Annotated in this window: 14 protein-coding genes, 1 tRNA gene and 1 pseudogene; 8 read left to right on the top strand and 8 right to left on the bottom strand. The window is 60.4% G+C overall.

Annotated elements, in window-relative coordinates:
* The first annotated feature begins 135 nt into the window (after positions 1-135).
* The 3 genes from EOA29_RS15620 (at position 136) to EOA29_RS15610 (ending at position 1534) form a co-directional block, all read left to right on the top strand.
* Complete coding sequence (locus EOA29_RS15620) at positions 136-459, top strand: integration host factor subunit alpha (protein ID WP_010915609.1); 324 nt, start codon at positions 136-138, stop codon at positions 457-459.
* 130 nt (positions 460-589) lie between these two features.
* The gene (locus tag EOA29_RS15615) at positions 590-1129 is read left to right on the top strand and encodes a MerR family transcriptional regulator (protein ID WP_067000781.1); all 540 of its coding nucleotides are present in this window, start codon (positions 590-592) and stop codon (positions 1127-1129) included.
* 108 nt (positions 1130-1237) lie between these two features.
* On the top strand, positions 1238-1534 hold the full coding sequence (locus tag EOA29_RS15610) for a DUF883 family protein (RefSeq protein ID WP_126094218.1): 297 nt from the start codon (positions 1238-1240) through the stop codon (positions 1532-1534).
* Between the two features lie 174 nt (positions 1535-1708).
* Here the strand turns inward: EOA29_RS15610 and EOA29_RS15605 are convergent, their stop codons facing one another.
* The 3 genes from EOA29_RS15605 to EOA29_RS15595 form a co-directional block, all read right to left on the bottom strand.
* A complete protein-coding gene (locus tag EOA29_RS15605; protein ID WP_126094217.1) occupies positions 1709-1969 on the bottom strand; it encodes a hypothetical protein in 261 nt (86 codons plus the stop codon).
* 438 nt (positions 1970-2407) lie between these two features.
* Positions 2408-2602 (bottom strand): hypothetical protein, encoded by a 195-nt coding sequence (locus EOA29_RS15600; RefSeq protein ID WP_126094216.1) that lies wholly within the window; start codon positions 2600-2602, stop codon positions 2408-2410.
* A gap of 239 nt (positions 2603-2841) precedes the next feature.
* Positions 2842-3441, bottom strand: a complete 600-nt coding sequence (locus tag EOA29_RS15595) for a hypothetical protein (RefSeq protein ID WP_126094215.1) — start codon at positions 3439-3441, stop codon at positions 2842-2844.
* A gap of 301 nt (positions 3442-3742) precedes the next feature.
* Between EOA29_RS15595 and EOA29_RS15590 the strand changes: the two genes are divergently transcribed.
* The 3 genes from EOA29_RS15590 to EOA29_RS15580 all read left to right on the top strand — a co-directional run bounded on the left by EOA29_RS15590 (position 3743) and on the right by EOA29_RS15580 (position 5181).
* Positions 3743-4009 carry a helix-turn-helix transcriptional regulator gene (locus EOA29_RS15590; protein WP_126094214.1) on the top strand — a complete coding sequence of 89 codons (267 nt, stop codon included), beginning with the start codon at positions 3743-3745 and terminating at the stop codon, positions 4007-4009.
* Between the two features lie 168 nt (positions 4010-4177).
* Positions 4178-4636 (top strand): YbaK/EbsC family protein, encoded by a 459-nt coding sequence (locus tag EOA29_RS15585; protein ID WP_126094213.1) that lies wholly within the window; start codon positions 4178-4180, stop codon positions 4634-4636.
* 347 nt (positions 4637-4983) lie between these two features.
* Positions 4984-5181 carry a hypothetical protein gene (locus EOA29_RS15580; RefSeq protein WP_127221109.1) on the top strand — a complete coding sequence of 66 codons (198 nt, stop codon included), beginning with the start codon at positions 4984-4986 and terminating at the stop codon, positions 5179-5181.
* A gap of 50 nt (positions 5182-5231) precedes the next feature.
* Here the strand turns inward: EOA29_RS15580 and EOA29_RS15575 are convergent, their stop codons facing one another.
* Positions 5232-5582: a hypothetical protein gene (locus tag EOA29_RS15575; protein WP_126094211.1), complete on the bottom strand. Its 351-nt coding sequence runs from the start codon at positions 5580-5582 to the stop codon at positions 5232-5234.
* Positions 5579-5764 (bottom strand): hypothetical protein, encoded by a 186-nt coding sequence (locus EOA29_RS15570; RefSeq protein ID WP_126094210.1) that lies wholly within the window; start codon positions 5762-5764, stop codon positions 5579-5581. Before EOA29_RS15570 ends, EOA29_RS15575 begins: the two co-directional genes overlap by 4 nt.
* Before the next feature lie 689 nt (positions 5765-6453).
* On the opposite strand from EOA29_RS15570, the gene EOA29_RS15565 reads away from it, so the two are divergent.
* Positions 6454-7269 (top strand): pyrroline-5-carboxylate reductase, encoded by an 816-nt coding sequence (locus EOA29_RS15565; protein WP_126094209.1) that lies wholly within the window; start codon positions 6454-6456, stop codon positions 7267-7269.
* A 90-nt stretch (positions 7270-7359) separates the two neighbouring features.
* Here the strand turns inward: EOA29_RS15565 and EOA29_RS15560 are convergent, their stop codons facing one another.
* Positions 7360-8013, bottom strand: a complete 654-nt coding sequence (locus EOA29_RS15560) for a helix-turn-helix domain-containing protein (RefSeq protein WP_126094208.1) — start codon at positions 8011-8013, stop codon at positions 7360-7362.
* Positions 8014-8274: 261 nt separating this feature from the next.
* Between EOA29_RS15560 and EOA29_RS15555 the strand changes: the two genes are divergently transcribed.
* Entirely contained in the window at positions 8275-8502 is a 228-nt protein-coding gene (locus EOA29_RS15555) for a DUF1127 domain-containing protein (RefSeq protein WP_189350097.1), read from the top strand.
* A gap of 310 nt (positions 8503-8812) precedes the next feature.
* On the opposite strand, the gene EOA29_RS15550 is transcribed toward EOA29_RS15555, so the two are convergent.
* Together EOA29_RS15550 and EOA29_RS15545 are read right to left on the bottom strand one after the other, a co-directional pair.
* Positions 8813-8889, bottom strand: a tRNA-Pro gene (locus EOA29_RS15550).
* Between the two features lie 54 nt (positions 8890-8943).
* A pseudogene (locus EOA29_RS15545) lies at positions 8944-9280 on the bottom strand (hypothetical protein); the annotation flags it as partial.

The raw sequence follows: 9280 nt of genomic DNA, 5'->3' as shown, positions 1-9280 counted from the left end.
CACCTGGGGCGCGGTATTGCTCCGCTGGTAAGTGCCGAACGCGTGGGTTCGGTCCTTGACCTTGACGGATCAATTACTTAGGCTCTGCCGCTGGCTGTATCGATTTACGTTTTTTTGAGCTGATGGGACGGTTGCATGGGGGGAAAGACACTTACGCGTGCCGACCTTGCCGAAGCCGTTTATCGCAAGGTTGGTTTGTCGCGAACTGAATCGGCCGAGCTCGTCGAGGCCGTTCTGGATGAAATTTGCGAAGCCATCGTTCGCGGCGAGACGGTGAAGCTGTCGTCTTTTGCAACGTTCCATGTTCGCTCCAAGAATGAGCGTATCGGCCGCAATCCGAAGACCGGCGAAGAAGTGCCGATTCTGCCCCGCCGGGTGATGACCTTCAAATCGTCGAACGTGCTGAAGAACCGCATCCTGCGCTCGCACCAGAACAGCAAGGCCAAGGGCGGCAAATAGCGCGCCGGCAAATATGGTTGAAAACCGTCGACCGCTTTGACGTCGGGCTTGAATATCGTTTCATAAATCGCTGAAATAAGGCCCGATTCGGCATAGGTCCCGAATCGCCGTCCAGCGTGAGGATTCGCCCATGGACAAAAGCCCCGATGCGTTCCGCACCATCAGCGAAGTCGCGGAAGATCTCGACCTGCCGCAGCATGTGCTGCGTTTCTGGGAAACGCGTTTCAACCAGATCAAGCCGATGAAGCGTGGTGGCGGCCGCCGTTATTACCGGCCGCAGGATGTCGAGCTGATCAAGGGCATAAGGCATATGCTCTACGATCAGGGCTACACGATCAAAGGCGTGCAGAAGCTTTTGCGCGAGAACGGCAACCATTTCCTGGTCGCCATCGGCAATGGCGACATGGCCGCCGTCGAGGCGATCGCGCAACGCCGGCAGGCCGAGCAGGTGCCGCTGACTGCGGCCGCCCAGCCGCGCGGCGACGAGGATGCGCTTGTCGGCCAGCCCAAGGTGAAGCCCAGCCGCCGCTTCTTCGGCCTCGGCAAGGGCGACGACGAAGGTCCGGTACAGCCGGACTCCTCGAAACTGTCGCGCGACAACCGGGCTTTGCTGCAGGAGGCGCTCTTCGACCTCCTGGAGTGCAAGCGCCTACTCGACCAGGTGCGTTGAGCTTCCGTTGCCGGTCCTTGCGGACTTGAGCTGTCAGCGTCTCTGAAAGCCGGAACTGCCGTTGCGCCCATGCGTTTAGGCCTTCTCTGGGAAGAGAAGGACAGAGGTATGGCGTTGTTCGCGACAGATCATGATCTGGACAAGCAGTTTGCGGCGCTCTCGCATCAACTCGACGATCTCAGGAAAGCCTTGGCCAAACGCGGCGACGCCTATTACGAGGACGGCCGCGAGGCGACGTCCGACTATTATTCGCAGCTTGCCGATCGTCTCCATGAGGCATTGCCGGCAATCAGGCGCAGGGGCAGGGCGCTGGAGCGCACCGCGCGCAACCATCCGGCCACAGCGGCAGCGGTAGGGCTGGTCCTGGTCGGGCTGCTGGCCGGCCTCCTCATCAGCCGGCGTTGACTTTCTCCGGGGTTGCCAACAACAGAAATGGCGGCCGTTCGCGACGGCCGCCATTTCCGTGCCACGGAGCATGATCCCGAAAAGTGGAATCCGGTTTCCGGAAAAGATCATGCTCAAACCGAGAGATAGAGCCCCATCCCGATTTCATCGGGATGGAATAGGCTCTGGCCTCGATCAGTTCGCGAGCTTGAGCCGGGTCTTCGGGTCGACCTTCATGACCTGGCTGCACTTGCCGTAAACGGTGCCGTTCTTGTCGGTGGCGTCGGTGTAGGTGCCTTTGCAGTCGATCTGCAGGACCAGACAGGAGCCCGAGCCCTTGCAGACCGCGCCGCCGTCGCCGGTGGGATGCGTGCCGGCGAAGGCCGGCGCCGAGGTCGAGCCGAAAGCCGAGACGACGAGGGCGGCGGCGAGCGAGATACGCTTGAAGTCGGTCATTTGAGCATTTCCTTCCATTGGTTGTCGGGATCGCGTTCCTGGCGTCCCGGTTGGGTTGAGGAGCGCCTTCGTGGCGTCCATGACCGCTTGATGGGGAAGGTTCATGTCCCATGCGATTTTATCGCCGGGCATATGTGGGCATCGCTTTGGAAGGTGTCAGGCGTCGATTTCGCTTGCGGCCTGAGACATGGTCTGGCCAGCGGCACCCCCGGCGTAGGGCTCCATCCGGCTGCGCCTGGCGCCCAGTCGGAATTGCGGCACATACCGGGGCGGGCAAGAGGCCCGGGACTGCAAATAAGAGGGTCGATCTCGGCGGCGCGTTCCATCAGGGGCTGTAGCTGCTCAAAGCAAGCATGCCCCGCAAAGCGCAAATACGATGGGAAGACCGCACCCGGTCAACGAGCGAAGGCCGGCCTTCCCATCGGCAGGAGGGGAGGGTCAGGCCTTCTTCGCAACCACCTTCTTGTGGTGGTGACGATGATGGTGGTGCGTGCGGTGATGCTTGTAGTGATGACGATGATGATGGTGATGCTTCTTCACCGGAGCGGCATCGGCGCTAGTCGCGCCAAGGATCGGCATCGTGAACGCCAGGGCCAGGGCCAGCCCGAGCGCGGAGAGGAGGGACTTCTTCATGACTTCGTTTCCTTTTTACGCGGGCGTTCCGGAATTCACCGGACCAAATCGGTGACCCAAGCCTCGCGATCGGGACTATCCTCCTGGTTTTTTTCGACAATTTTTCCGGACTATAGATTTTTGTTTCTGGATTGTTTCCGGCTAAACCCGGTGCTCTGCGCACCCTTTCGGACGCGCAGAGCACCCCGCGGCATCATGATCTTTTGGAACACGCTGGCCGACACGCCAGCTTCTTCGCATCACATCGGCGGGGCGATGCCGTGATTCCCGACCACGACCCGGCGCGAAACAAGCTTTCCGTCGCCGCCGCGTTCGGCGGAGACGAATACCGCGACACCCGGCTTGAGGTCCGCCGGCCTGGCGGTCGCGAAGGTCACGATCGGCGTCGATTGCGGAATCGCGATCTGCTTCTTTTGGCCATTGCTGTAGGTGAGCGTCACGGTCCGGCCGTTTATCTCGGCCACGTCGGCGACCGTGCCGTTGGTCATCCGGCTGTTGGGTTGCAAATCCCAATCGCGGTCGCCTTCACCGGTGCCCTTCAGCGCGGCGGGGAAGATCACGACCTCCAGCGCGCCGCTGCCGCCATCGGCCTTGGATACCGATGCGATGCCAAGGAAATCGCCCTGCTTGATGTCGGAGGCCGATGCCTTGGCGACGCCGGAGATCATCCAATCGGGGGAAAGGGTGACCGTATCGGTCTTGCCGTCGCGGGCTTTCACCGTCAGCGCTGTTCCGGCGAGGTCGACCACCGTGCCGCGCACGCGTACCGTGTCGGCCTGCGCCGCGCTCGCAAGGCCTGAAATCGTGCCGAGCACGATCGCGAATAGCTTCAGTTTCATGGCATCCGATCCTTCAAAAGGGTTTTGACGCCGCCCGCCGTCGATCAGTGATAGAACCCTAACGAATTGGAGCAGGCAAAATGCCGGCGAGATCGACTTTCGGCGCTTCAAAAGAACTTGATTGCGCGCCGCGCCACCTTACATGTTGGAGGCCAGCGGCCTCCGACCGGGAACACCCGCTTCACGATGGCGTGACGGCCGCAACGGTCCCTCTTGGCAAATCACCTGTTAACGGCCATTCTCCCGGCCGTCTCAGGCAACGCCACATTTCATCAGTTTTGTTTCATCCCAAGGAGTTGCCATGCCCAACACCGCACGAAACGCTGTTTCGAACAACATCATTGCCGCGTCCGGCCTCAATCCGCTGAAAGCCGCGCGCGAAACGAGGGGATATACGATCGAGGAGCTCTCCTTGACCTGCGGCCTTGCCGTGGGCGAGATCGTCGACATCGAGGACGGCAAGGACGCCGATCCCGCCAAGCTCAGGCGTATCGCTTCCGCGCTGCAGATGCCGGAGGAGGAATTGATCACGGTGCCGGCCCCGGAGAGCCGGCCTACACAACAATAAGGGCGCCCAAGCGTCCACATGAAAAGCCCGCCACGGTCCCGCCTGGCGGGCTTTTTTGCGCCGTCGACGCACAGTCCCTGGCCCTTGCCAACAGCCGGGACACCGTGTGGCAATCACTGTCGGCGCTGCGATTCGGCAGCGCCTCCATCAGTCTGACGAGGTTCGCTCATGAGCTTGGAATCGGTCCGCGCCTTCTTTGCCGAACATGCGCCCGACATCGAGGTCCTGGTCACCGAAGCAAGCTCGGCGACGGTGGTGTTGGCGGCGGAGGCGCATGGCGTGATGCCGGCGCAAATCGCCAAGACCATCTGCCTGCGCGTCGGTGATCAGACCATGCTGGTCGTGACCAGCGGCACCGCCAGGCTCGACAACCGCAAGTGCAAGGACACCCTTGGCGGCAAGCCGCGCATGCTCGACGGCGAACAGGTTCTGGAGGCGACCAGCCACCCGCCGGGCGGCGTCTGCCCCTTCGGCCTGCCGGAGCCGCTGCCGGTCTATTGCGACGTGACGCTCAGAGCCTTCGACGAGGTCGTCCCCGCCGCCGGCGCCACCAACGCCGCCGTGCGCATCGCACCGCAAAGGATGGCCGAGCTGGTCGGCGCCGATTGGGTCGATGTGTGCCAGTAGGCGATTGGTGAAGAAGGATTTTGGGGGGCCAAGTCTCGAGGCTTAAAATGGTCGGAGTGGCCGGATTCGAACCTTATCCGGATTCCAAGTGTCCAGTGAGTGAGTAGATTGGTCAGCTCGGCATGAAAGGACGTCCTGGCGGGGGCTGTCGTGTCGACTCGGAACATCGCCGACTACGACTTCTCCCGACAACTCCACCCCTTGCCGGAAAGTTCCGGGCGCAATGCCGCGACGGGCAGCTAAGGGCAAGAGAGGGGCCGCTCGTCGACTCCTCAAACGGTCTCATCCACATCAACGAGATTGTCGGCCTCGGCCGCAACGGCCTCTCGCGCATGATGGCGTCGTATATGCTGAGCAATGGAGCGATCGAAAATGTGGGCGGCGTCTTCGAGATGTCAGGCTACACGGGCCTGACGCTTTTTGTGGCAGTCCAAGATCACCGGGCAATTTTCCCAACAGATCGTCGGGACGGTGACGATGCGCTTGGTATCGGGGGCCTTGCCATTGGCGAAGGAATAGCCGTTGGAGTGGCGCGGGCCGATTGATGCAAGTTCATCGCAGCGGGTTTTTGCGATAGGGCTAGCTGTACTGAATGTCAGGATGACTTAGGCGGCACGTACAGGCAGATCGTAGTGTCAGGACCAAATGGTATTTCACGATGCCGGGTTACCGTTGCTTTTTGGTCATGGCACCAATGGTAACGCATGTCGTGTGACTGACGAACCCTGCTGTCCCCATAAGGCAGCAACTCACCGGACGGCACCTTGAAGCCCTTGCTTGTTTCGCGAACGGCGCCATCCGCCATCGGCTCGCAATGCTCGTCCTCGCAGCACTGTTTTTCGTACCAGCTATGTGCCGATGCCGTCGGCACTCCGAAGGCACACGCTGCGGCGATGATAGCGTCCAACCCGAGGGCGCCGCCGCCCCCGCCAAATGGCCAGATCATGATTTATCCCGGATCAGGTTGAGAAAGTCCGACTGATAGATGCAGCGATGGCCGAGGGCGTTTGATAGATAGGTCCAGGCCCGATCGGCGCTGTGCGCTAACGCAGAACCACTCTCCAGCGCCGCAGCCGTGGCCATCAAGCCCGCCAGCCCTGCGCGTCGTCGCGTGCTGACCACTTGCATCGAAGGGCCTCCCCCTTGCGGTGACCGAAGTCGTCACCAGCCACGGCACCCTTCGCGCGGACACGCCAAGTGGCCTTGGACTTCTCTGCTGGACGATACGATTTCGTTCTAGATTAGCACATACTAATATGATAGGCAAATGCGAGGGCTAATTCATGGTGCAGTTCCAAATCACTACTGCATTGACGTGGCTTGTCTTAGCCGGCGAGGCGAACGCTCACGATTGGTACACCGGGAAGACTGATCCCGTTCTTCGTTATGACTGCTGCGGCAATAAGGATTGCCACCCAATCGATTCCAGCAACGTCAGGATGACCAAAGACGGTTATTTTGTGAGGATGCCGCGTCCCACCTACCTGAATGAGCCGCAAGAAGCTGAGTGGTTTATTCCTAGAGATCGCGTCCAGCCCGCGCCGGATGATCGGTATCATATTTGCGAGCGTCTGATGACGTTTTACCGAACGATCGCCCCCCACATGAAGTTCGAAGCCTATCAGAGATTCAGGTGGACGTGCTTTTTCGCACCGCCGGGCACAAGTTCAATCGCGGCAAGTCGTTAGGACACGGTCGGCACACCACGAAGCGAGATGAGGCGGTGTCGTGGTCAACCGACCAAGATGACCAAGAGCTAACACGTGTTTGTGCTGGACCATTCTTCGAGGTCTGGCCACCTCGCTCAGGAGATCAAAATGAAATTGGGATTCGTCGGAACGGGTGCAATCACAGAGAGCGTCGTCAGAGGCTTGGTTAAGGCAGGGAACGACCTTGAGGGCATTGCGGTGTCGCCGCGCAACGCCGAGGTGGCTGCTCGCTTGGCAGCGCTTCATCAACTCGTCCGAGTTGCTCGTGATAACCAAAGGGTTGTTGATTCCTCCGACATCGTGTTTCTCGCGGTTCGGCCGCAAGTCGCGAATGACATCGTTGCAAGGCTAGAATTTCACCCAGGTCAACGGGTTGTGAGCTTTGTGGCGGGCCTCCAATTGGAAGAGCTCTCGGAATGGACCCATGGCATACCAGGACTCTGCCGTGCAATCCCGGTTCCTCTTGTTGCCGACTTGCATGGTGTGACCGCGATATTTCCAGGCGATTCCGTCGTCACCGAACTGTTCTCCTCGCTCGGCTCGGTCGTTGAGGCGCGCGACGCTGCGGAGTTCGAGTTGTTCGGCGCGGCGTGTTGCCTCATGGGAACTTACTTTGGATTTCTTGATGTTATCGCGCGCTGGATGATGGCGAAGGGTATGCTCAACGAGCACGCTCGCGATTTCCTCGCACATCTGTTTGCGGGCTTATCGGAAACGGCGCGCGCTTCGCCCGAAAGATCTTTCGAGGAACTGCGCACAGCTTACTCGACGAAGGGAAGTCTGAATGAGCAGGTATTTGATCTCTTCATAAGTTATGGAGGTGGAGCGGCAGTTACGGGCGGGCTGGAAGCCGCGTTCTCGAGGCTTGCTCCTAGCCTGGAGCGAACTCGTCATCGCGGTCAGGGCCCGGTGTCCTCCGGATAAGCCCTTCGCCGTCCGCCGACATGTCTTTGCTGGGCGCAGCACGGCTACGAACGACCCTTCAGGCGTGAGGCGACAGTCTCACCGTGGTTTTCAAGAAAGCGGGACAATTCCCTCGAACGCCGCATAGACCGAGGTTCGCAGCCAACGGTCCATGCTGCGGGCAAGACCGGCGTCGCCGCTCAGGAAAAGGCCGCCTCTTTCTATCTCGCGTTCCACGTTGGAACGGCCCTCGATGATGACCCCAAGCGAAACAACTCCTGTCTCGACGTAAAGGTCGACATCCCGGCCGGGGTCGAGCGAGCATAACTCGGGCAATTCCGCGCCTGACTCGACCACAAGCCAGTAATGGGGATACTTCGGTGGGGGATCGTCGCGGAAATGGAAGCGGATGACGGCGCGCCGCCGCGGCAATTCGGCGAGGTCGATCTTTCGTCGCACGCCCCACATGATGGTCGAAGCATCCGCACCGCTGAGCGCGATCTCCGCCTCGATGTTGCATTGCGCCCATTCCGCCAGCGCGTTCATCGCCGGCTCGAGGTTGATCGCCTTCTTGGTGCGGAAATAGTCGACCGTACCCTTCGCCTTGTCCTCGATGCGCTCGACCAGGCCCAACGCTTCCATCTCCTTGAGCCGCCTCGACAAGAGGGCGGACGAGATGTTGCCCAGTCCCTTGCGAATGTCGTTGAAACGGGTCGAGCCGTTCCAGAGCTCAGTCAGGATTTGGATCGTCCAGCGCGGTTCCAGGGATCTCGCAGGCGCACGCGATAGGGCAGATCAGTCCGTAAGGCCGTCCCGGCATGACTGAACTCTCCTTTGCCGCAAGTTAGACCCTGTGGAGGTCCAGAGCCAGTTCACAATCTGAAGCGGAACGCTGACGAAGCTGCCCTAGCGCCTGCCCGCCTTCCACCGTCATGGTGATCGTCATTCGAGCATCCCCGACCAACGGAGGTTATCATGGCTAGGCATAATATGACGCAAACGACGCTAGGCTGGACCGCACTCCGCATGCCGGGTACTTTTCGTGGCCGGCCGCTCGAACGCCTGCTGGCCCTTGTCCATGAATGGCGGATGCGCCGCGACATAGAGCGCTCGCTCGGTCACCTGTCCAACTTCCATCTGCGCGACATCGGCTTGACCAAAGCAGACGTCGATGCGGCCTGCGTCGACAGCTTCGATCGATCCACTTCTCACGCGCTCAATAGTGCGGCGCAGAACCGGAGGGGAAATTGGTAAGAAGAGAAAGCTGGCATGCGCGGCGCGCCTTAAATCTCCTCTTCGCTTGCGCCACGATGACCGGAACGCCTGGTACCTGCCCCATGTGCGGCCTCGGTGGCTGCGGCTGCGTGGCAGTGGGCACCGAAACACTAATCGACGCGTTCTTAGCGGCGCAATAAACGCGGCCCAGAAAGAGGCGTTGTTGTTTGTCGCCAATCACTACCACTATCCGGAAGACAGCCAGATCAAGGACACGCTCTTCCGCAACGGCAGGATTGCTCTCGATTGACGGAAGGGATTTGGGGGGGCCAAGTCTCGAGGCTTAAAATGGTCGGAGTGGCCGGATTCGAACCGACGACCCCTTGACCCCCAGTCAAGTGCGCTACCGGGCTGCGCTACACTCCGGACCGGGTGGCGATGTATCGTGATAACCCGGTGCGGGTCAACCGAATTCGGCGGTTATCTTACCGATGAAATTGCAGCCACCTGCACCGACCTTACCAACTGCAATTGCTTCTGATGCCGGTACTCCAGCGCGATCGCACCCCAGATCAGGCCGAGCAGCAGATAGAGATGGCGCCAGTGGTCGATGTCGATGAAGGTGCCGAGCCCGATATTGCCGAGATAGGCGACATAGGCGCAAAGCAGGTAGGGCTGCCAGGGTCGGTCGCGCAGCAGGATGCGGAAGCCGGCGGCGATCGTCCACAAGGTCAACGTCAGGAACGAGACGAAGCCCAGCCAGCCATAGTCCATCAGCGCCTTCAACCAGATGTCGTGCGTGTCCTCGCCATAGATC

It is taken from the genome of Mesorhizobium sp. M1E.F.Ca.ET.063.01.1.1 (assembly GCF_003998155.1).
Taxonomy (GTDB): domain Bacteria; phylum Pseudomonadota; class Alphaproteobacteria; order Rhizobiales; family Rhizobiaceae; genus Mesorhizobium.
Note: the sequence above shows the minus strand (reverse complement) of the source record. Positions and strands in the feature narration are given on the sequence as shown.

Excerpts from the sequence above, each read along its gene's own strand:
- EOA29_RS15620 (WP_010915609.1), top strand. The coding sequence starts at position 136 with ATGGGGGGAAAGACACTTACGCGTGCCGACCTTGCCGAAGCCGTTTAT.
- EOA29_RS15570 (WP_126094210.1), bottom strand. The coding sequence starts at position 5,764 with ATGCAAGTGGTCAGCACGCGACGACGCGCAGGGCTGGCGGGCTTGATG.
- EOA29_RS15565 (WP_126094209.1), top strand. The coding sequence starts at position 6,454 with ATGAAATTGGGATTCGTCGGAACGGGTGCAATCACAGAGAGCGTCGTC.
- EOA29_RS15605 (WP_126094217.1), bottom strand. The coding sequence starts at position 1,969 with ATGACCGACTTCAAGCGTATCTCGCTCGCCGCCGCCCTCGTCGTCTCG.
- EOA29_RS15575 (WP_126094211.1), bottom strand. The coding sequence starts at position 5,582 with ATGATCTGGCCATTTGGCGGGGGCGGCGGCGCCCTCGGGTTGGACGCT.
- EOA29_RS15600 (WP_126094216.1), bottom strand. The coding sequence starts at position 2,602 with ATGAAGAAGTCCCTCCTCTCCGCGCTCGGGCTGGCCCTGGCCCTGGCG.
- EOA29_RS15590 (WP_126094214.1), top strand. The coding sequence starts at position 3,743 with ATGCCCAACACCGCACGAAACGCTGTTTCGAACAACATCATTGCCGCG.
- EOA29_RS15555 (WP_189350097.1), top strand. The coding sequence starts at position 8,275 with ATGCCGGGTACTTTTCGTGGCCGGCCGCTCGAACGCCTGCTGGCCCTT.
- EOA29_RS15595 (WP_126094215.1), bottom strand. The coding sequence starts at position 3,441 with ATGAAACTGAAGCTATTCGCGATCGTGCTCGGCACGATTTCAGGCCTT.
- EOA29_RS15585 (WP_126094213.1), top strand. The coding sequence starts at position 4,178 with ATGAGCTTGGAATCGGTCCGCGCCTTCTTTGCCGAACATGCGCCCGAC.
- EOA29_RS15580 (WP_127221109.1), top strand. The coding sequence starts at position 4,984 with ATGCTGAGCAATGGAGCGATCGAAAATGTGGGCGGCGTCTTCGAGATG.
- EOA29_RS15615 (WP_067000781.1), top strand. The coding sequence starts at position 590 with ATGGACAAAAGCCCCGATGCGTTCCGCACCATCAGCGAAGTCGCGGAA.
- EOA29_RS15610 (WP_126094218.1), top strand. The coding sequence starts at position 1,238 with ATGGCGTTGTTCGCGACAGATCATGATCTGGACAAGCAGTTTGCGGCG.